Here is a 22,929-nt window from a genome sequence, read left to right as displayed (position 1 = left end):
TTCTGTGGTCATGCTCTTTGAATTTCCGCCCGCCGGCGCCTTCCGGACGCCGTTGCCTGGCGTAAAGCAAACCCCCTTCGACCGGGAAAGCACCGCTTGATGTCGTCCTCCGAGTACGTTCCTCTATCGGCCGCTCAGCAGAGCGTCTGGTACGCGCAGCAGCTGGCGCCCGAAACGCCGATCCATATCGCGCAGTACATCGAGATCGAGGGCCCGCTCGACTACGAACTCTTCGACCGGATCGCGCGGATCGGCGCGCACGAGGTGCTCGCGCTGCACGTCCGGTTCAGCGAGCGGGACGGCGCGGTGCGGCAGCTCCTCGACCCGGAGGCGAGCGCCTCGCTGCCCCTGGTCGACCTGTCCGGCGAGCCCGACCCGGAGGCGGCGGCGGACGCGTGGATGAAGGCGCGGATGGCCGAGCCGCTGCCGCTGGACGGCGAGCGGCTGTGGGTCTCGGCGATGCTGCGGCTGTCGCCGGAGCTGCACCGGTGGTTCATCCGCATCCACCACGCGGTCCAGGACGGCTACAGCGGCCCGCTGATCATGCACCGGGCCGCCGAGGTGTACACCTCGCTGGCCAACGGCGGCGAGTACGTCCCGGCGGAGCTCGGCGACTACCGCCGCGTCCTCGCCGAGGACGCGGAGTACCGGGCGTCGGAGCGGTTCGAGCGGGACCGCGCCTACTGGACGGAGCGGTTCGCCGACAGGCCGGTCGCGGTGAGCCTCGCCGACGACATGGCCGAGCCGACCGCCGGCTTCATCAGCCGCATCAAGATCGTTTCGCCGGAGCAGTCCGCGGAGCTCGCGGCCGGCGCGCGGCGGCTGCGCACCGCCCCGCAGGGCCTGGCGATCGCGGCGACCGCCGCGTACGTGGCGCGGATGACCGGCACCGAGGACGTCATCCTCGGCCTCGCGGTCAGCGGCCGCACCACGCAGGCCGCCCGGGAGACCCCGGCGATGCTGTCGACGATCCTGCCGCTGCGCGTGCACGTCCGCCCGGACATGACGGTGGACGAGCTGGTCCGCGCGGCGACGCGGGCGAGCGCGCGGGCACTGCGCCACCAGCGGTACCGCCGCGAGGACCTGCTGCGCGACCTGAAGCTGCTCGGCGAGCGGCGCCGCCTGTACGGGCCGGTCATCAACATCATGGCGTTCGACTACCGGCTGGACTTCGACGGCCTGCCGGCGCGGATGCACGCCCTCACGATCGGCCCGATCGACGACCTGGCGATCAACATCTACGACAACCTCGACGGCGCGGGGATGCGCGTCGACTTCGAGGCGCACCCCGACCTCTATACCGAGGAGCAGGTCGCCGCGCACCAGGAGCGGTACGTCCGGTTCATGCGCACGCTCGGCGAGGCGGACCCGTCGACGCCGCTGCGGGACGTGGAGCTGCTCGACGACGCCGAGCGCGACCTCGTCCTGCGCGGGTGGAACGACACGGCGCACCCGGTCGCGCCCGCCGCCGTCCCGGAGCTCGTCGAGGCGCAGGCGGCGCGGACCCCCGAGCGGACCGCCGTCGTCGCCGGTGACGTGCGCCTCTCCTACGCCGACCTCAACGCGCGCGCGAACCGGCTCGCCCGCCACCTCGTGGCGCGCGGCGTCGGCGCCGAGGACTTCGTCGCGCTCGCCCTCCCGCGCGACGAGGACCTCGTCGTCGCCTCGCTGGCCGTGCTGAAGGCGGGCGCCGCCTACCAGCCGATCGACCTCGCCTACCCGGCGGACCGCGTCGCCTACATGCTGGACGACGCCGCGCCCGCCTGCGTCATCACCACCCGCGCGGCCGAGCTGCCCGGCGGCACGCCCCGCGTCGAGCTCGACGCGCTGGACCTCGGCGCCCTGCCCGGCGGCGACCTCACCGACGCCGAGCGCGTCCGGCCGCTGCGCCCGGGCAACCCCGCCTACGTCATCTACACCTCGGGTTCGACGGGCCGCCCGAAGGGCGTCGTCATCTCGCACGCGAACGTGGTCGACTTCTGCGCCGAGTCGATGGTGAGCTACGGGCCCGAGCGGATGCGCCGCGTCCTGTTCTCCACGTCGCTGAACTTCGACGTGTCGCTGTTCGAGTGGCTGGTGCCGCTGACGATCGGCGGCGAGATCGAGGTCGTCCGGGACCTGCTGGAGGTCGCCGAGCGCGGCGGCTGGTCCGGCTCGCTGATCAGCGGCGTGCCGTCCGCGGTGTCGGTGCTGCTCGCCCGGAAGGACTTCCGGCTCGACGTCGGGGACGTGGCGCTCGGCGGGGAGGCGCTCTCGCCGCGGCTGCTGCGCGACGTCCGGGCGCTGCTGCCGGACGCGCGGATCTCCAACATCTACGGCCCCACCGAGGCGACGGTCTTCGTGACGGGCTGGTTCGACGACGGCAACGCCTCCGGGATGGCGCCGATCGGCGGCCCGATGGCCAACACCCGCGCGTACGTGCTGGACGAGCGGCTGCGGCCCGTCCCGGTCGGGGTGCCCGGCGAGCTGTACGTGGCGGGCGACGGCCTCGCGCGCGGCTACCTGCGCCGCCCGGGGCTGACCGCCGACCGGTTCGTGGCGTGCCCGTTCGGCGGGCCCGGCGAGCGGATGTACCGGACCGGTGACCTCGTCCGCTGGAACGAGGACGGGGACATCGAGTACCTCGGCCGCCTCGACCACCAGGTCAAGGTGCGCGGGTTCCGGATCGAGCTGGGCGAGATCGAGGCGGCGCTGTCGGCGCACCCGGCCGTGACGCAGAGCGTCGTCGTCGCCCGCCGCGACGCCGCCGGCGACACCGTCCTCGTCGGCTACGTCGTCGGCCCGGCGGAGCATCCGGTGTCCGCGCAGGAGCTGCGCGCGTTCGTCGGGACGACGCTGCCCGCGTACATGGTGCCGCCGGCGATCGTGGCGCTGGACGCGATGCCGCTCAGCCCGAACGGGAAGCTGGACCGGGCCGCGCTGCCAGAGCCGGACCTCGCCGCGTCGGAGACCGCGCGGGGCCCGCGCGACGCCCGCGAGGAGATCCTCGCCGGCATCTTCGCCGACGTCCTCGGCGTCGACCGGGTCGGCGTCGACGACGGGTTCTTCGACCACGGCGGCGACTCGCTGAAGGCGACCCGCGTCGTCGCGCGGGCGCGCGCCGCGCTGAACGTGGAGCTGCCCGTCCGGGCGCTGTTCGAGACGCCGACGGTCGCGGGCCTCGCCGAGCGGATCGCCGCGTCCGGCGGCGACGCGCAGCGTCCTCCGCTGCGGCCCATGAAGCGGCCCGAGCCGCTGCCGGTGTCGCACGCGCAGGAGCGGCTCTGGTTCCTCAACCGCCTCGAGGGCCTGACCGCGACCTACAACCTGCCGATCCCGCTGCGGCTGACCGGCGCGGTGGACGTCGGCGCGATGCGCGCCGCGCTCCGCGACGTGGTCGCCCGGCACGAGTCGCTGCGCACCGTCTTCGGCGACGCCGACGGCGAACCGGTCCAGATCATCCTGGACCCGGCCGGCGCCGACCCGTCGCTGACGGTCGGGGACGCCGACCCCGATGACCTGTTCGGGGCGCTGTTCGCCGACGCCACCCGCGGCTTCGACCTGGCGTCCGAACCGCCCGTCCGCGCGCACCTGTACCGCCTTGGCGCGAACGAGGCGGGCCAGGACGAGCACCTGCTGCTGCTCGTCCTGCACCACATCGCAGGCGACGGCTGGTCGATGGCGCCGCTCGCCCGCGACGTCGTCACCGCCTACCTGGCGCGCCGCGACGGGAAGGCGCCCGAGTGGGCGCCGCTGCTCGTCCAGTACGCCGACTACGCGCTCTGGCAGCGCGAGCTGCTCGGCGCCGAGGACGACCCGGACGGCCTCGCCGCCCGCCAGATCGCCTACTGGAAGGACGCCCTCGCCGGGCTGCCCGACCAGATCGCCCTGCCGCTGGACCGGCCGCGCCCCGACCGCGCGTCCTACCGCGGCGGGCGCGCCGCGTTCGAGGTCCCCGCGGACCTGCACGAGGCGCTGCGGGCCGTCGCCCGCGACCACCAGGTCAGCGTGTTCATGGTGCTGCAGGCCGCGCTCGCCGCGCTGCTCACCCGGCTCGGCGCCGGCACCGACGTGCCGATCGGCTCGCCGATCGCGGGCCGCACCGACCAGGCCCTCGACGACCTCGTCGGCGTGTTCGTCAACACCCTCGTGCTGCGCACCGACACCTCCGGCGACCCGTCGTTCGCCGAGCTGCTGGCGCGGGTCCGCGAGACCGACCTCGCCGCCTACGCCCACCAGGACGTCCCGTTCGAGCGGCTCGTCGAGGCGCTGAACCCGGTCCGGTCGCTGGCCCGGCACCCGCTGTTCCAGGTGATGCTGACCCTGCAGAACAACCCCGAGGCGTCCGTCGAGCTGCCCGGCCTGAACGTCGCGGTCGAGCCGGTGGACCCGGGCGTCGCGAAGTTCGACCTGGAGTTCCTGCTGGAGGACGCCCCGGACGGCGGCCTCACCGGCATCCTGGAGTACGCCCGCGACCTGTTCGACGCCGGCACCGCCGACCGGCTCACCGGCTGGTACCTGAACGCCCTGGAGCAGGTGGCCGCCACCCGCGCCGCCGTCACCGTGGACGGCCTCGACCTGCCCGGCGTCACCGTCGTCGACCTCGCCGAGAGCCCCGCCGAAGGCCCGGCGGACAAGCGCCTCGTCGCCTACGTCGTCGCCGCGCCCGGCCAGGCCCCCGACCCCGAGGAGCTGCGCGCGCACGTCCGCGCGCACCTGCCCGAGTCGATGGTGCCCGCCGCCGTCGTCGTGCTGGAGGAGCTGCCGCTCACCCCGAACGGCAAGGTCGACACCAAGGCGCTGCCGAAGCCCGACCTCGCGCCCGCCGCCCCCGCCACCGCGTTCCGGGCCCCCTCCGGGGAGCGGGAGGAGGCGGTTGCCGCCGTCTTCGCCGACCTGCTCGGCCTCGGCCGGGTCGGCGCCGACGACGACTTCTTCGCGCTCGGCGGCAACTCGTTGATCGCGATGCGGGTCGTCAGCCGCGTCCGCCGGCTGCTGGACGCCGAGCTGCCCGTCCGCGCGCTGTTCGAGGCGCCGACCGCCGCCGGGCTCGCCGCGCTGCTGGACCGCCGGGACGCCGCGCCCGGACGCCCCGCGCTGGAGCGGCGGGAGCGGCCCGGTACCGTCCCGCCGTCGTACGCGCAGCAGCGGCAGTGGTTCCTCAACCGGTTCGAGGGGCCGTCCGCGACCTACAACATGCCGATCGCGCTGCGGATCCGCGGCCCGCTCGACGTCGCCGCGCTGCGCGCCGCCGTCGGCGACATCGTGGAGCGGCACGAGACGCTCCGCACGATCCTGCCCGACAGCGGCGGCGTGCCGCGCCAGCAGGTGCTGGACCCGGCCGCGGCCCGCCCGGAACTGGAGATCACCGAGACCACCGAGGCGGGGCTGCCGGCGCGGCTGGCGATGGCCGCCGGCTACGCCTTCGACATCTCCGCCGAGCCGCCGCTGCGCACCCACCTGTTCCGGCTCGCGCCGGACGAGCACGTCGTGCTGCTGCTCCTGCAGCACGTCGGCGGCGACGGCTGGTCGATGGCGCCGCTCGCCCGCGACGTCCTCACCGCCTACGCCTCCCGCGCGCAGGGTGCCGCCCCGGACTGGGCGCCGCTGCCCGTCCAGTACGCCGACTACACGCTCTGGCAGCAGGAGCTGTTCGGGTCCGAGGACGACCCCGACAGCCTGATCTCCCAGCAGATCGCCTACTGGCGCGACGCACTGGCCGGGCTGCCCGAGGAACTGGAGCTGCCCGCCGACCGGCCGCGTCCGGCGGAGGCGTCCTACCGGGGCGCGACGGCCCGCTTCCGGCTCGGCGCCGGCGTGCACGCGGCGCTGCGGAAGCTGTCCCTGGAGACCGGCGCCAGCCCCTTCATGGTGGCGCAGGCCGCGTTCGCGGCGCTGCTGACGCGGCTGGGTGCGGGCACGGACGTGCCGGTCGGGTCGCCGATCGCGGGCCGCACCGACGAGGCCCTGGACGACCTCGTCGGCATGTTCGTGAACATGCTGGTCTTCCGCACCGACACCTCCGGCGACCCGTCGTTCCGCGAGCTGGTCGCGCGGGTGAAGGAGACCGACCTCGCCGCCTACGCGCACCAGGACGTCCCGTTCGAGCGGCTCGTCGAGGTGCTCAACCCGCCGCGCCACCTGGCCCGGCACCCGCTGTTCCAGGTCGGCCTGACCTTCCAGAACAACCCCGAGGCGCGGCTGGAGATGCCCGGCTTCACCGCCGAGGTCGAGCCGCTGCACGCGGGCGTGTCCCGCTTCGACCTGCTGATGATCCTCACCGAGCGCGAGGACGGCCTCGACGGCGAGCTGGAGTACGCGCTCGACCTGTACGACCCGGCGACGGCGGAGCGGTTCGTCGCCCGTTTCGAGCGGTACCTGACCGCGCTCCTCGCCGACCCGGACGCGCCCATCGGCGCCGCGGGCGTCCTCGACCCCGCCGAACGCGACCTGATCCTCGGCGAATGGGCCGGCGGCAAGGCGGCGGAGGCGGAGCGGTCGACGATCCCGGCGCTGTTCGAGGCGCAGGCAGCGGCGCGTCCTGACGCGGTGGCGGTGTCGTTCGAAGGTGTGTCGCTGACGTACGGGGAGGTGAACGCGCGGGCGAACCGGCTTGCGCGGCGCCTTGCCGAGCAGGGCGTCGGTCCGGAGCAGCTCGTCGCGCTGAAGCTGCCGCGCTCGGCCGACCTGGTCGTCGCGATCATCGCCGTGCTGAAGTCGGGCGCCGCCTATGTCCCGATGGACCCGGACTACCCCGAGGACCGCATCGCGTACATGGTCGAGGACGCCAAGCCCGTCCTCACCATCGGCCCGGACGATCTCGACGCGTCCGGCTACGACGACTCGAACCTCGGCGTGGCCATCTCGCCCGACCACCCGGCCTACGTCATCTACACGTCGGGTTCAACGGGGCGCCCCAAGGGCGTCGTCGTCCCGCACCAGAACGTCGTGCGGCTGCTGCGTTCGACGGAGCACTGGTTCGACTTCGGCCCGGACGACGTGTGGACGCTGTTCCACTCCTATGCGTTCGACTTCACCGTCTGGGAGCTGTGGGGCTCGCTGCTCTACGGCGGACGTCTCGTCGTGGTGCCGTACCTGACGTCGCGGTCGCCGGACGAGTTCCTGAAGCTGCTGGTGGACGAGCGGGTCACCGTCCTGAACCAGACGCCGTCGGCGTTCTACCAGCTCATGGCCGCCGACAAGGCGAACCCGGGCTCGGACCTGGCGCTGCGGTACGTCGTCTTCGGCGGTGAAGCCCTGGAGCCGGGCCGCCTGGAGGACTGGTACTCCCGGCACGCGGAGGACGCGCCGACCCTCGTCAACATGTACGGGATCACTGAGACGACGGTGCACGTCTCGTACATCGCGCTCGACCGGGCCTACGCCTCGGCCGCGCCCGGCAGCGTCATCGGCACCGGCATTCCTGACCTGCGCGTCTACGTCCTGGACGACCGGCTTCAGCCGGTCCCGCCCGGCGTGGTGGGCGAGTTGTACGTGGCGGGCCCGGGGCTCGCGCGCGGCTACCTCAACCGTCCCGGCCTGTCCGCCGAGCGGTTCGTCGCCGACCCGCATGGCGAGCCCGGCACCCGCATGTACCGGACCGGCGACGTCGGGCGCTGGCTGAACGACGGCCGCCTCGAATACCTCGGCCGCAGCGACCAGCAGGTGCAGCTGCGCGGATTCCGCATCGAACTCGGCGAGATCGAGGCGGCGCTGGCCCGCCACGACGCCGTCGCGGACGCGGCCGTCGTCGTCCGCGACGACCGCCTCGTCGCCTACGTCGTCGCCTCCCTGCCCGTCGACCCGGCGGAGCTGCGCAGGTTCGCCGGGAACGACCTGCCCGACCACATGGTCCCGGCCGTCGTCGTGGAGCTGGACGCGCTGCCGCTCACCGTCAACGGCAAGCTCGACCGCAAGGCGCTGCCCGCGCCCGACTTCTCCGCGAAGGCGTCGTCGCGCGCGCCGCGCACCGCCGAGGAGGAGACCCTCGCCGGCCTGTACCGGGAGGTCCTGAACCTGGAGCGGGTCGGGATCGACGACGGGTTCTTCGACCTCGGCGGCGACTCGATCATCGCCATCCAGCTCGTCTCGCGGGCGCGGCAGTCCGGCCTGGTCATCACGCCCCGCGACGTGTTCCAGCACCAGACCGTCGAGGAGCTCGCCGCCGTCGCCCGGCCGGCCGGCGAGGACGAGCGGGTCGAGGCGGAGGCGCCCGGCGCGGGCGTCGGACCCGTCCCCGTCACCCCGATCGTCGCGTGGCTCCGCGACCGGGTCGGCGGCGACGCGTCCCTGATCACGGGCTTCCACCAGTCGATGCTGCTGCGCACCCCGCCCGCGCTCGGCGCCGACGAGCTGGCGGCCGCGTTCCAGACCGTCCTGGACCACCACGACGTCCTCCGGCTCCGCCTGGACGTCGACGGCGACCGGTGGCAGCCGGTCGTCCGGCAGGCCGGCGCCGTGGACGCCGCCGCCCTCGTCACCCGGGTCGACGTCGCGGGCCTGGACGCCGACAAGCTCGCCGTCGTCATCGGCGAGCAGGCCGCCGCCGCCCGCGACCGCCTCGACCCCGAGGCCGGCACGACCGCGCAGCTCGTGTGGTTCGACGCGGGCCGCGACCAGGGCCGGCTCCTCGTCGTCCTGCACCACCTCGTCGTGGACGGCGTCACCTGGCGGGTCCTGCTGCCCGACCTCGTCACCGCGTGGGCGGGCGGGGCCCTGGACCCCGTCCCGACCTCGTTCCGCCGGTGGGCGCAGCGGCTCACCGCCACCGCCGCCGACCGCGAGGACGAGCTGGAGGACTGGCTCGACATCGTGGACGGCCCGCCGCAGCGGCTCGCCGCGCGCGCCCTCGACCCGCGCGTCGACATCGCCGCCCGCGCCCGGTCGCTGACCGTCGAGCTGCCCGCCGGCGTCACCGGACCGCTGCTCACCGACGTCCCGGCGGCGTTCCACGGCCGCGCCAACGACGTCCTGCTCACCGGCCTCGCCCTCGCCGTCGCGCAGTGGCGCCGCCACCACGGCGCCGGCCGCGGCACCGACGTGCTCATCGACCTCGAAGGCCACGGCCGCGAGGACGTCGTGCCCGGCGTCGACCTGTCCCGCACCGCCGGGTGGTTCACCACCATCCACCCCGTCCGGCTCGACGCGGGCACCGCCGACTGGGCCGCGGTCCGCGACGGCGGCGCCGCCGTCGGCACCGCCATCAAGAAGGTGAAGGAGCAGCTCCGCGCCGTCCCGGACGGCGGCATCGGCTACGGCCTGCTGCGCCACGGCGGCGGCGACGCGGCCGAGGAGCTCGCCGAGCCGCCCGCCGCGCCGATCGCGTTCAACTACCTCGGCCGCGTCGCGCCCGGCGACGGGGACGGCGACTGGACGATCGCGCCGGAGGAGACGCCCGCCGGCGAGGACCCGCGGATGCCGGTCGCACACGTCCTGGAGATCAACGCGATCACCCGCGACCTGCCCGGCGGGCCGGTGCTGTCGGCGACCTGGACGTGGCCCGGCGAGCTGCTGGAGGAGAGCGCCGTCCGGGAGCTGGCCGACGGCTGGGCGACCGCGCTGCGCGGCCTCGTCGCGCACGTCGCCGCGGCGGCCGCCGGCGACGCCGCGCCGGCCGGCGGCTTCACCCCGTCCGACCTGCTCGTGGACCTGGACCAGAGCGAGATCGACAAGCTGCAGAACGCGTGGAGGGGCCAGTGAACCGGGGGGACCTCGAGGACATCCTGCCGCTGTCTCCCTTGCAGCAGGGCTTCTTCTTCCACGCCCTCTTCGACGCCGACGGCGGCGGCGATGGTGCGGACGGCGGCGACGTCTACACCGCGCAGATCGTCCTCGACCTCGAAGGGCCGGTCGACGCGGCGGCGCTGCGGACGGCCGCCGGGACGCTGCTGCGCCGGCACTCCAACCTGCGCGCCGCGTTCTGGGACGAGGACCTGTCGCGCCCTGTGCAGGTGATCCCGCGCACCGTCGAGCCGCCGTGGGAGGAGACCGACGCGGCGGACGCCGCCGAGGCCGACGCGGTCGTCGCGCGGGAGCGGGCCCGGGGCTTCGACATGACCGCGCCGCCGCTGCTGCGGTTCGTGCTCGTCCGGACGGGCCCGGAGCGGTACCGGCTGATCTTCACCAACCACCACATCCTGCTGGACGGCTGGTCCACGCCGATCCTGGCGACCGAGCTGTTCATGCTGTACGTGCAGGGCGGCCACGACGCCGGGTTCCCGCGCGTCACCCCGTACAAGAACTACCTGGCGTGGCTGGCGAAACAGGACCGCGCCGCCGCCGAGGAGGCGTGGCGCCGCGCCCTCGGCGGGGTGGAGGAGCCGAGCCTCGTCGCACCGGAGGCCGCCGCGCGCGCGCCGCGCCCGCCGGAACGCACCATCACGGAGCTGGACGAGCGCACCACGCGCCGGCTGTCCCGCGCCGCCCGGCGGCACGGCGTCACGCTCAGCACCGTGCTGCAGGGCGCGTGGGGCCTCGTCCTCGGCCGGTTCCTCGGCAGCGAGGACGTGGTGTTCGGCGCAACCGTCTCGGGGCGCCCGCCGGAACTGCCCGGCATCGAGCAGATGATCGGCCTGTTCATCAACACGCTGCCGATCCGCGTCCGGCACCGCCCGGACGAGTCCCTCGCGGCGCTGATGGAACGGCTCCAGGAGGAGCAGACCGCGCTGCTGGCGCACCACCACCTCGGCCTCACCGACATCCAGCGGGTCGCGGGCCACGGCGGCGCGCTGTTCGACACGATGACGGTGCTGGAGAACTACCCGTTCGACCCGGCGATGCTGGACGGCTCGCTGAACGGCGTTCGCATCGCCAACGCCGACTCCTACGACGCGACCCACTTCCCGCTGTCGTTCGTCGCGGTGCCGGACGACCGGCTGTCGCTGCGCCTGCACTACCGGCCCGACGTGTTCGAGCGCGACGTCGTCGAGGCCCTGCTCGCCCGCGTCCGCCGCTTCCTGGAGGCGTTCGCGGACGACTCGTCCCAGCTCATCGGCGCGGTCGCGCTGGCGAGCGAGGACGAGCGCGCCGCCCTCGCGCGCTGGAACGACACCGCCGCCGACCTCCCGGCCGACACGCTGCCCGCGCTGTTCGAGGCCCAGGCCGCCCGCACCCCGGACGACACCGCCCTCGTCTGCGGCGACGCGTCCCTCACCTATGCGGAGCTGAACGCGCGCGCCAACCGGCTCGCGCACGAGCTGATCGCGCGGGGGATCGGCGCCGAGGACCGCGTCGCGATCGTCCTGCCGCGCACGCCCGAGATCGTCGTGGCGATCCTCGGCGTGCTGAAGGCGGGCGCCGCGTACGTGCCGATCGATCCCGAGTATCCGGCGGACCGCATCGCGTACATGCTGGACGACTGCCGTCCCGCCCTCACGATCACCGCCGATGACCTTCCCTTGGGCGAGGACGGGCCGACGCACGATCCCGCCGGCGCCGACCGCGTCCGGCCGCTCCACCCGGGCAACGCCGCCTACGTCATCTACACCTCGGGCTCCACGGGACGTCCGAAGGGCGTGACCGTCCCGCACGCCGGCCTCCTGAACTACTACGAGGCGCACCGGGACGCGTTCATGGACCCGGCGATCGACGCCGCCGGGGGACGGCGGATGCGGTTCGCGCACCTCGCCTCGTTCTCGTTCGACACCTCGTTCCACGGGCTGCTGTGGATGATGCACGGCCACGAGCTGCACCTCATCGACGACGCGACGCGCCGCGACGTCGAGGCGTACACGGCGTACGTGGCGCGCGCGCGGATCGACCTGGTCAACACGACCCCGTCGCACTTCGCGTCGCTCCGCGAAGCGGGCCTGCTCAGCGACGACGGCCGGCACCTGCCCTCGCACCTGCTGCTCGGCGGGGAGGCCGTCAGCGACGCGCTGTGGGCGGAACTGCGCGCGATCCCCGGCCTGACCACCCGGAACCTGTACGGCCCGACCGAGTCGACCATCGACACGATGAACCAGGTCGTCGCGCGCTCCGAGCGGGTCTCCATCGGCGCGCCGCACCGCAACACCCGCGCCTACGTGCTGGACGCCGCGCTCCAGCCCGCGCCCGCCGGCGTCCCCGGCGAGCTGTACCTGGCGGGCGCGCAGCTCGCGCGCGGCTACCTGGGGCGGCCGGCGCTGTCCGCCGAGCGGTTCGTCGCCGACCCGTTCGGCGCGCCCGGCGACCGCATGTACCGCACCGGCGACCTCGCCCGCCGGCTGCCGGACGGCACCGTCGAGTACGTCGGCCGCGCCGACGACCAGGTCAAGATCCGCGGGTTCCGGGTCGAGCCCGGCGAGATCGAGAACGTGGTCGCCGGGTTCGGCGGCGTCGCGCAGGCCGCCGTGCTCGTCCGCGAGGACCGGCCCGGCGACAAGCGGCTCGCCGCCTACGTGGTGCCCGCGGACCGGACGGCGGGCGTGGACGTCGCCGCGCTGCGGCGGTTCGCGGCCGAGCGGCTGCCCGACTACATGGTCCCGGCGTTCACCGTGCTGGACGCGCTGCCGCTGACCGTGAACGGGAAGCTGGACCGGTCCGCGCTGCCCGCGCCCGACACCGGCGCGGCGGTGAGCCGCGCGCCGCGCTCCCCGCAGGAGGAGATCCTCTGCGGGCTGTTCGCGGAGATCCTCGGCGTGCCGCGCGTCGGCGTCGACGACGGCTTCTTCGACCTCGGCGGCGACTCGCTCACCGCGACCCGCCTCGTCGGCCGTATCCGGACCGCGCTCGGCGCCGAGCTGCCCGTCCGGGCGCTGTTCGAGGCCCCGACGGTCGCGGGCCTCGCCGAACGCCTCGCCGGGGCCGCCGGCGACGTGCGGCCGCCGCTGCGCCGCGCCGAGCGCCCCGAGGTCGTGCCGCTGTCGCATGCGCAGCAGCGGCTCTGGTTCCTCAACCGGTTCGAGGGCGCGTCCGCGACGTTCAACATGCCGGTCGCGCTGCGGCTGGACGGCGCCCTCGAGCTGGACGCACTGCGCGCCGCCCTCGCCGACGTCACCGAGCGGCACGAGTCGCTGCGGACGATCTTCCCGGACGGGTCCGGCAGCGCCCGCCAGCTCGTCCTGGACCCGGCCGCCGCCCGCCCGCGCCTCGACATCGCCCCGGTCGCCGAGGCGGCGCTGCCGGCGGCGCTCGCCGCCGAGGTCGGGCGCGGCTTCGACCTGTCGGTGGAGCCGCCGCTGCGCGCCCGGCTGTTCGCCCTCGACGGGGGCGCGCACGTCTTGGTGATGGTGCTGCACCACATCGCTGCGGACGGCTGGTCGATGGCGCCGCTGGCCCGCGACGTGGTCCTCGCCTACGCGGCCCGCGCGGAGGGCCGCGCGCCGGACTGGGCGCCGCTGCCCGTCCAGTACGCCGACTACACGCTCTGGCAGCGCGAGCTGTTCGGGTCCGAGGACGACCCGGACAGCCTGATCTCGCAGCAGATCGCGTACTGGCACGGCGCGCTCGCCGGGCTCCCGGAAGAGCTGCGGCTGCCCACGGACCGGCCGCGTCCGGCGGAGGCGTCGTACCGGGGCGGCACGCACGCCTTCGAGCTGGACGCCGACCTGCACGCGGGCCTGCTGCGCCTCGCCCGCGAGAGCGGCGCCAGCCTGTTCATGGTCATGCAGGCCGCGTTCGCGGCGCTGCTGACGCGGCTGGGCGCGGGCACGGACGTGCCGGTCGGGTCGCCGATCGCGGGCCGTACCGACGAGGCCCTGGACGATCTCGTCGGCATGTTCGTGAACATGCTGGTGCTGCGCACCGACACCTCCGGCGACCCGTCGTTCCGCGAGCTGGTCGCGCGGGTGAAGGAGACCGACCTCGCCGCCTACGGCCACCAGGACCTGCCGTTCGAGCGGCTCGTCGAGGTGCTGAACCCGGCGCGGTCGATGGCCCGGCACCCGCTGTTCCAGGTCGCGCTGTCGTTCCAGAACAACCCCGAGGCGCGCCTGGAGATGGACGGCCTCACTGGCGGCGCCGAACCGCTCACCGCCGGGACCGCGAAGTACGACCTGTCCCTCTACCTGGAGGAACGGCACGGCGGCGACGGCGCGCCCGGTGGGATCGAGGCGGGCCTCGAATACGCCCTCGACCTGTTCGACCCGGCGACCGCCGCCACGATCGCCGGACGGTTCGAGCGGCTCGTCCGCGACCTCGTCGCCGACCCGGACGCCCCCATCGGCACCGCCGAGATCCTGGAACGCGCCGAACGCCGCACCCTCCTGCGCAAGTGGGCGGGCGGCAAGGCGCCCGAAGTGGAGCGGTCGACGATCCCGGCGCTGTTCGAGGCGCATGCGGCGGCGCGTCCTGATGCGGTGGCGGTGTCGTTCGAAGGTGTGTCGCTGACGTACGGGGAGGTGAACGCGCGGGCGAACCGGCTGGCGCGGCGCCTTGCCGAGCAGGGTGTCGGCCCGGAGCAGTTCGTCGCGCTCGCACTGCCGCGCTCCGCCGATCTCGTGGTCGCGGTCCTGGCCGTCCTGAAGGCCGGGGCGGCGTACGTCCCGATCGACCCCGACTACCCCGAGGACCGCATCGCGTACATGGTCGAGGACGCCAAGCCCGTCCTGACCTTGCGTCCGGACGACCTGGACGCGTCCGGCTACGACGACTCCGACCTGCGTGTCGAGATCTCGCCCGACAACCCGGCGTACGTCATCTACACCTCGGGTTCGACGGGGCGTCCCAAGGGCGTCGTCATCCCCCACCAGAACGTCATCCGGCTGCTGGGCTCCACCGAGGAGTGGTTCCACTTCGGCCCGGACGACGTGTGGACGCTGTTCCACTCCTACGCGTTCGACTTCTCGGTGTGGGAGCTGTGGGGGCCGCTGCTGCACGGCGGCCGTCTCGTGGTCGTGCCGTACCTGACGTCGCGGTCGCCGGACGAGTTCCTGAAGCTGCTGGCCGACGAGCGGGTCACCGTCCTGAACCAGACGCCGTCGGCGTTCTACCAGCTCATGGCCGCCGACAAGGCGAACCCGGGCTCGGATCTCGCGCTCCGGTACGTCGTCTTCGGCGGCGAGGCCCTCGACCTCGGACGCCTCGAAGACTGGTACTCGCGGCACGCGGAGGACGCGCCGACGCTCGTCAACATGTACGGGATCACCGAGACGACCGTCCACGTCTCGTACATCGCGCTCGACCGGGTCACCGCGGCCACGGCGCCGGGCAGCGTCATCGGCGCAGGCATTCCCGACCTGCGCGTCTACGTGCTGGACGACCGGCTCCAGCCGGTCCCGCCCGGCGTGGCGGGGGAGATGTACGTGGCGGGCCCCGGCCTGGCGCGCGGCTACCTCAACCGCCCCGGTCTGACCGCGGAACGGTTCGTCGCCGACCCGCACGGCAAGCCCGGCACCCGCATGTACCGCACCGGCGACCTCGGCCGCTGGCGCGCCGACGGCTCGCTGGAGTACCTGGGCCGCGCCGACCAGCAGGTGCAGCTGCGCGGGTTCCGGATCGAGCTCGGCGAGATCCAGTCCGTGCTGACCAGGCACGATGCCGTGGCGGACGCGGCCGTGGTCGTCCGCGACGACCGCCTGATCGCCTACGTCGTGGCGACCGGCGACGTCGGCCCGGCGGAGCTGCGCAAGTTCACCGGGAACGACCTGCCCGACTACATGGTCCCGGCGGCCGTCGTGGAGCTGGACGCGCTGCCGCTGACCACGAACGGCAAGCTCGACCGCAGGGCGCTGCCCGCGCCCGACTTCTCCGCGAAGGCGTCGTCGCGCGCGCCGCGCACCCCGGAGGAGGAGACCCTCGCCGGGCTGTTCGCCGAGGTGCTCAACCTGGAGCGGGTCGGGATCGACGATGGGTTCTTCGACCTCGGCGGCGACTCGATCATCGCCATCCAACTCGTGTCGCGAGCGCGGCAGTCCGGCCTGGTCGTCACGCCCCGCGAGGTGTTCCAGCACCAGACGGTCGAGGAGCTGGCGGCGGCGTCGCGGCCCGTCGGCGAGGGCGAGCGGGTCGAGGCGGAGGCGCCCGGCGCGGGCGTCGGCCAGGTCCCGGCCACCCCGATCATGCGCTGGTTCCAGGAGCTGGACGGCCCGACCGCCGGCTACAGCCAGCGGATGCTGCTCCAGGTCCCGCCGGACCTCGGCGCCGGGAAGCTGGCGGCGGCGCTGCAGACCGTCCTCGACCACCACGACATGCTGCGGCTCCACGTCCGCGACGGCGAGTTCGAGGTCGCCGAGCCCGGCGCGGTCGACGCGGCGCCGCTGGTCCACCGCGTCGACGTCACCGGCCTCGACGGCGACGCGCTGCGCGCCGTCCTCGCCGAGCACGCCCGCGCCGCCCGCGACCGCCTCGACCCCGAGGCCGGCACGGTCGCGCAGCTCGTCTGGTTCGACGCCGGGCCCGGCGCGTCCGGCCGCCTGCTGCTGACCCTGCACCACCTCGTCGTGGACGGCGTGTCCTGGCGGATCCTGCTGCCCGACCTCGTCGCCGCGTGGGCGGGCGGGACGCTCGAACCGGTCCCGACCTCGTTCCGCCGCTGGGCGCAGCGCCTGGTCGCGGAGGCGTCCGACCCGTCGCGCACCGCCGAGCTGCCGCTGTGGGAGGACGTCCTCAACACCCCCGACCCCGTCCTCGGCGCCCGCCCCTTGAACGCGAAGGCCGACACGTTCGGGACGGCCCGGCACCTCACCGTCGACCTGCCCGCCGACGTCACCGGGCCGCTGCTCACCGACGTCCCGGCCGCGTTCCACGGCCGCGCCAACGACGTCCTGCTCACCGGCCTCGCCCTCGCGGTCGCCGAATGGCGCCGCGACCGGGGCGTGTGCGACGACACCGCCGTCCTCATCGACCTGGAGGGGCACGGCCGCGAGGAGGTCGTGCCGGGCGTCGACCTGTCCCGCACCGCCGGCTGGTTCACCGCGATCTACCCCGTGCGGCTCGACGCGGGCTGGGTGGAGCCCGGCGACGTCCGCGAGGGCGGGCAGGCCGTCGGCACCGCGCTGAAGCGGGTGAAGGAGCAGCTGCGGGAGATCCCCGACAACGGGATCGGGTACGGGCTGCTGCGGCACCTCAACCCGGCCGCCGGACGGCGGCTCGGCGGCCGCCCGCACCCGCAGATCGCGTTCAACTACCTCGGCCGGTCCGCCGTGCCCGAGGCGACCGACTGGGGTCCCGCCGGGCAGGCCGACGCCGACGCGCTCAGCGGCGGGCAGGACGGCGCGCTCGGCCTCGTCCACGCCGTCGAGGTCAACGCGCACACCCGCGACCTGCCGGACGGGCCCGAACTGTCCGCCACCTGGACCTACGCCGCCGGGCTGTTCGACGAGCACGCCGTCCGCGACCTCGCCGACCGCTGGTTCGCGGCGCTGCGCGGCCTCGTCGCGCACGTCGTGGACGCGCCCGCCGACGGGCCCGTGGGCGGCTTCACCCCCTCCGACCTGTCCCTGGTCGACGTCAGCCAGGACGAGATCGACGAGCTCGCCGCCGAACTCGACGGTGAATGGGAGCTGGATTGAGCAAGTCGCAGCTTGAGGACATCCTCCCGCTGTCCCCGTTGCAGCAGGGCCTGTTCTTCCACGCCCTGTACGACTCGGGGCACGACGTCTACACCGCGCAGATCGTGTTCGACCTGCGCGGCCCCCTCGACACCGGCGCGCTGCGCGCCGCCGCCGCGACCCTGCTGCGCCGGCACGCGAACCTGCGCGCCGGGTTCCGGCAGCGCAAGGAGGGCTCGCCCGTCCAGGTCGTGCACCGGGAGGTCCGGCTGCCCTGGGAGGACGCCGACCTGACCGGCCTGCCCGAGGCCGAGCGGGACGCGCGGGCGCGGGAGCTCGCCGAGGCCGAGCGGGCCCGCCCGTTCGACATGGCCCGTCCGCCGCTGCTGCGCTTCCTGCTGATCAGGCTGGCGGACGGCCTGCACCGGATGGTGTTCACCAACCACCACATCCTGCTGGACGGCTGGTCGACGCCCGTCCTGCAGACCGAGCTGTTCGCGCTGTACCTGGCCAAGGGCGACGACACCGGCATGCCGCGCGTCGCCCCGTACAAGAACTACCTCGCGTGGATCGCCGCCCAGGACCGCGTCGCCGCCGAGGACGCCTGGCGGCGCGCGCTCGACGGCGTCGACGGGCCGACGTTCGTCGCGCCCGGCGCCGGCGAGCCCGGCGCGCAGGCGCCCGGACGCGTCCGGATCCGGCTCACCGAGGACCTCACCTCGGCGCTGTCGGCGCGCGCCCGCGCCCAGGGCGTCACCCTCAACACGGTGCTCCAGCTCGGCTGGGGCGCCCTGCTCGGCGGCCTCACCGGGTCCACGGACGTGGTGTTCGGCGCCGCCGTGTCGGGGCGCCCGCCGGAGCTGCCCGGCGTCGAGCAGATGATCGGCCTGTTCATCAACACGCTGCCGATCCGCGTCCGGGTCCGCCCCGGCGACACCGTCGCCGCCGCCCTCACCCGCCTGCAGGACGAGCAGGCCGCGCTGATGCAGCACCACCACCTCGGGCTGTCGGACGTCCAGCGGCTCGCCGGCACCGGCCCGCTGTTCGACACGATGACCGTCCTGGAGAACTACCCGTTCGACCCCGACGCCGCCGGCACCGACCTCGGCGGCCTCACCCTGCACAACGTCGACGGCCACGACGCCACCCACTACCCGCTGGCCCTCGCCGCCGTGCCGGGCCGGGGGCTGTCGCTGCGGCTGGACTTCCGCACCGACCTGTTCACCGAGGACGAGGGGCAGCGGCTGATGCGGCGGTTCGTCCGCGTCCTGGAGTCCGTCGCGCACCGCCCCGACCTGCCGCTCGGCCGCATCGACGTGCTGGAGGACGACGAGCGCGACCTCGTCCTGCGCGCCTGGCAGGGAACGGGCACGCAGCGCGCGCCCGGCACGGTGACCGGCCGCTTCGCCGATCGGCTCGCGAAGACCCCGGACGCTGAGGCCGTCGTCGCGGGCGGCGAGACGCTCACCTACGCGGAGCTGGACGAGCGCGCGAACCGGCTGGCGCACCGCCTCATCGGGCTCGGCGTCCGCCGCGAGACGCCCGTCGCCGTCCTGCTGGAACGGTCTGCGGACATCGTCGTGGCGTCCCTCGCCGTCCTGAAGGCGGGCGGCGCCTACGCGCCGATCCACCACGGCTACCCGCCCGAGCGGACGGCGTGGGCCGTCGCCGAGGTCGCCGCGCCCGTCGTGCTCGTCGACACCGCCATGCGCGGCCGCGTCGCCGGCCTCGACACCCCCGCGCACGTCCTCGTCCTCGACGACGACCCGGACACCGCCGCGCAGCCCGCCACCGCACCGGACGTCCCATGCCACCCCGAGCAGCTCGCCTGCGTGCTGTTCACCTCCGGCTCCACCGGCGTGCCGAAGGGCGTCATGCTCCGCCACCGCGACGCCGTCAGCCTCGCCACCGACGGCGAGCTGCGCGGCGGCGCCCACGACCGCGTCCTCTTCCACTCACCGCACGCCTTCGACGCGCACATCTACGAGATCTGGACGCCGCTGCTGCACGGCGGCGCGACCGTCGTCGCGCCGCCCGGCCACCTCGGCGGCGAGGCGATCGAGGGCCTCGTCCGCGCGCACGGCCTCACCGGCCTGTTCCTCACCACGACGCTGTTCAACCTGGTCGCCGAGGAGCGCCCGCAGGCGTTCGCGGGACTCCGCGAGGTGCTCACCGGCGGCGAGGCCGGCTCCACCGCCGCGATCCGCAAGGTCCTCGCCGCCTGCCCGGACACCGAGGTCGGCAACGTCTACGGCCCCACCGAGGCGACCACCTACACCACGATCGACCGGCAGCGGGCCCGGCTGGCCGCCCACCCCGCCGAGACGTCCGCGCTGCTCGGCCGCCCGATGGACGACCGGGCGCTGTACGTCCTCGACCCGGCGCTGCGGCCCGTCCCGCCCGGCACGGTCGGCGAGGCGTACATCGCGGGGCCGGGCGTCGGCCGCGGCTACCTGCGGCGCGCGTCCCTGACGGGCGAGCGCTTCGTCCCCGACCCGTTCGGGCCGCCCGGGTCGCGCATGTACCGGACGGGCGACCTCGTCCGGCACCGCCCCGACGGCGCGCTCGAATACGTCGACCGCGCCGACCAGCAGGTGAAGGTCCGCGGGTTCCGGATCGAGCTCGGCGAGATCGAGGCCGCCCTCACCGCGCACCCGGCCGTCGCGAACGCCGCCGTCGTCGCCCGCCAGGACACCCTGGGCGTCAAGACGATCGTCGCCTACGTCATCGCCCCGTCGGCCGACGGCCTCAAGGAGTTCCTGGCCGGGCGGCTGCCGGAGTACATGGTGCCCGCCGCGTTCGTCCGGCTCGACACCTTCCCCATCGGCCCGAACGGCAAGCTCGACCGGCGCGCCCTGCCCGCCCCCGACTACGCCGAGGCCGCCGCCGGACGCGACCCCGCCACCCCCGAGGAGGAGGCGCTCTGCGGCATCGTCGCCGGCGTCCTCGGCCTCGACCGGGTCGGCGCCGACGTCAGCTTCTTCGACCTCGGCGGCGACAGCATCGCCGCGCTGAAGCTCGTCATCCGCGCCCGCCAGGCCGGGATCGAGCTGACGCCCCGCGACGTGTTCACCCACCAGACCGTCGAGGCGCTGCTGCGCGCCGGCGAGCCCGAGGACCTGCTCGGCTTCGAGGTGCTGCTGCCGATCCGCACCACCGGGACGCGGCCGCCGGTCTTCTTCGTCCACCCCGCCGGCGGGCTCGCCTGGAGCTACCTGCAGTTCCAGCGGCACCTCGGCCCCGACCAGCCGATCTACGGGCTGCAGGGCAGCGCGTTCACCCGCGCGGACCTGCCCGGCTCCGTCGAGGAGATGGCGCAGGACTACCTGGAGCAGATTCGGAGCGTGCAGCCGTCCGGGCCCTACCACCTCGCGGGCTGGTCGCTCGGCGGCCTCATCGCCTACGAGATGGCCGTCCGCCTCCAGGCCGCCGGTGAGCGCGTCGGGCTGCTCGCGCTCATCGACGCCTACCACACCCAGGACCTCGAGTCGGAGAAGCGGGAGATCCTGCCGGAGCTGCTGGAGTCCATCGGGATCGACGCGAAGATGGTCGCCGCCGACGGCAACCCCGACATGGCCCAGATCATGGCCGTGCTCGCCGAACGCGACGACGCCCTCGCCACCCTCCGCGAGGACGACCTCGTCAACGTCTACCGCAACTACGAGAACGGCCTCCACCAGGCCGAGCGGTACCGGCCCGGCCGGTACCGCGGCGACGTCGTCTTCTTCACCGCCCTGCAGGGCCGCACCGCGGACTCGCCGACCGGGCCGTCCAACTGGGGGCCGCTCGTCGAGGGGCAGATCGAGGACTACCCCCTGGACGTCGAGCACCACTTCCTGCTGGAGCCGGGCCCCGCCGCCGAGATGGGCGCCGTGCTCGCCGCGAAACTCGACAAACTGCACGTCAACGACGAGACACCGGGAAGAACTGGAAAGGGACTGCGATGACGAACCCCTTCGAGGACGCCGACGGCACGTACGTCGTCCTCGTCAACGACGAGGGCCAGCACTCGCTGTGGCCGTCGTTCGCCGAGGTCCCCGCCGGGTGGACGGTCGCCAAGGCCGAGGACACCCGGCAGGCCTGCCTGGAGTACATCGAGGAGAACTGGACCGACATGCGGCCGAAGAGCCTCGTCGAGGCCATGGGTGAGTGACCCGGCGGCGGGGCGCGCCCTGGAGATCCCCGCGGTCACCGAGTGGGCGATGGAGATGCTCGACGCCGCCGACCTGCGGCCCGCGCCGCTGCCCGGCGTCGAGATGACCTTCACCCTGGCCGGGGTGCCGTCCGCGGACGTCAGCCGGGCTCTGTACGCGATGGTCGGCGCCCGCGTCTGCTGGACGGACCGCTTCCCGTGGACGCACGCCGACTGGCGGGCCTGGGTGGAGCGCCCCGAGCTGTCCACCTGGCTGGTGATGGCCGAGGGGACGATCGCCGGGTTCTTCGAGTTGGAGGCCCAGCCGGGCGGCGACACCGAGATCCACCTCGTCGGGCTGACCCCCGCGTTCGTCGGCCGCGGCTACGGCGGCTACCTGGTCGAGCAGTGCGCGCGGCGGGCGTGGCAGCGCGGCGTGCTGTGGGCCCGCGGGAGCGGCGCCGCGTCGCGCGTGTGGCTGCGCACCAGCACCCTCGATCATCCGAACGCGATGGCCAACTACCGGCGCCGCGGCTTCAAGGTGGCGGCGGAGACGACCGCTGCCAAGCTGGTCCCGGACCCGCGGGTCGCGCCGTGGCCGCTGCCGCACGACCCGCGCGCGGAGTCCGGCCGGTACCAGGAGGAGGAGCTGATCACGTGAGCTGGTTCCGCTGCCCGCAGACCCGGCCGTGGGCGTCGATGCGGCTGTTCTGCCTGCCGCACGCGGGCGGGTCGGCGGTGTTCTACCGGCCGTGGGCGAAGGCGGTCAGCCCGGCCGTCGAGGTGCAGGCCGTCCAGTACCCGGGCCGCGCGGACCGGATGGCGGACGCGTTCGTCACCGACCCGCACCAGCTCGCCCGGCTGATCGCCGGCGCGATGGCGCCGCTGATGGACCGTCCGGCGGCGCTGTTCGGGCACAGCATGGGCGCCGTGCTGGCCTACGAGGTGGCGCGGCTGCTGCAGGAGCGCGGCACCCCGCCGGTGCACGTCTTCGTCTCCGGCGCGCGCCCCCCGCACGACCGCGGCGACGAGCGGATCGCTGACCGCGACGACGACGGCGTGGTCGAGGCGATGGTGGAGCTCGGCGGCACCGACGCCGAGGCGCTGCAGGACCCGGAGCTGCGCGAGCTGGTCCTGCCGTACGTGCGCAACGACTTCGCGCTGATCGAGTCCTACGAGCACCGCGGCGGGACGCGGCTGACCGTCCCGGTCACCGCGATCATCGGGGACGCCGACGCGCACGTGACCGAGCCGCAGGCCAAGGGCTGGGCGGAGGTCACCGGCGGGCGCTTCGCCCTGCGGGTGCTGCCCGGCGGCCACTTCTACCTGACCGACCGGCGGCCCGAGGTCATCGCCGAGATCCACCGCACCCTCGAAGTCCCCGCCTGACGTCGAGTTGCGGCGTGTCGT

6 protein-coding genes are annotated in these 22,929 nt (G+C 74.5%); all 6 read left to right on the top strand.

Annotated elements, in window-relative coordinates:
* Nucleotides 1-99 precede the first annotated feature (99 nt).
* Genes J4709_RS07105 through J4709_RS07080 form a run of 6 tightly spaced genes read left to right on the top strand, consistent with a single transcriptional unit; the run spans nt 100 to nt 22,908 of the window.
* The gene (locus J4709_RS07105; RefSeq protein WP_208238256.1) at nt 100-9,678 is read left to right on the top strand and encodes a non-ribosomal peptide synthetase; all 9,579 of its coding nucleotides are present in this window, start codon (nt 100-102) and stop codon (nt 9,676-9,678) included.
* The gene (locus tag J4709_RS07100) at nt 9,675-17,408 is read left to right on the top strand and encodes a non-ribosomal peptide synthetase (protein ID WP_208238254.1); all 7,734 of its coding nucleotides are present in this window, start codon (nt 9,675-9,677) and stop codon (nt 17,406-17,408) included. Before J4709_RS07105 ends, J4709_RS07100 begins: the two co-directional genes overlap by 4 nt.
* Nucleotides 17,405-21,334 carry a non-ribosomal peptide synthetase gene (locus tag J4709_RS07095; RefSeq protein ID WP_232383088.1) on the top strand — a complete coding sequence of 1,310 codons (3,930 nt, stop codon included), beginning with the start codon at nt 17,405-17,407 and terminating at the stop codon, nt 21,332-21,334. Before J4709_RS07100 ends, J4709_RS07095 begins: the two co-directional genes overlap by 4 nt.
* Complete coding sequence (locus tag J4709_RS07090; RefSeq protein ID WP_208238250.1) at nt 21,331-21,540, top strand: MbtH family protein; 210 nt, start codon at nt 21,331-21,333, stop codon at nt 21,538-21,540. Before J4709_RS07095 ends, J4709_RS07090 begins: the two co-directional genes overlap by 4 nt.
* Nucleotides 21,533-22,180 (top strand): GNAT family N-acetyltransferase, encoded by a 648-nt coding sequence (locus J4709_RS07085; protein ID WP_307801053.1) that lies wholly within the window; start codon nt 21,533-21,535, stop codon nt 22,178-22,180. Before J4709_RS07090 ends, J4709_RS07085 begins: the two co-directional genes overlap by 8 nt.
* Nucleotides 22,177-22,908 carry a thioesterase II family protein gene (locus J4709_RS07080; protein ID WP_208238248.1) on the top strand — a complete coding sequence of 244 codons (732 nt, stop codon included), beginning with the start codon at nt 22,177-22,179 and terminating at the stop codon, nt 22,906-22,908. Before J4709_RS07085 ends, J4709_RS07080 begins: the two co-directional genes overlap by 4 nt.
* The last annotated feature ends 21 nt before the right edge of the window (nt 22,909-22,929 follow it).

The organism is Actinomadura violacea, assembly GCF_017573465.1.
Classification (GTDB): domain Bacteria; phylum Actinomycetota; class Actinomycetes; order Streptosporangiales; family Streptosporangiaceae; genus Spirillospora; species Spirillospora violacea.
This window is presented reverse-complemented; position numbering and strand designations above follow the sequence as displayed.

Coding starts and splice junctions, on each gene's coding strand:
- J4709_RS07105 (WP_208238256.1), top strand. CDS start 100: ATGTCGTCCTCCGAGTACGTTCCTCTATCGGCCGCTCAGCAGAGCGTC.
- J4709_RS07090 (WP_208238250.1), top strand. CDS start 21,331: ATGACGAACCCCTTCGAGGACGCCGACGGCACGTACGTCGTCCTCGTC.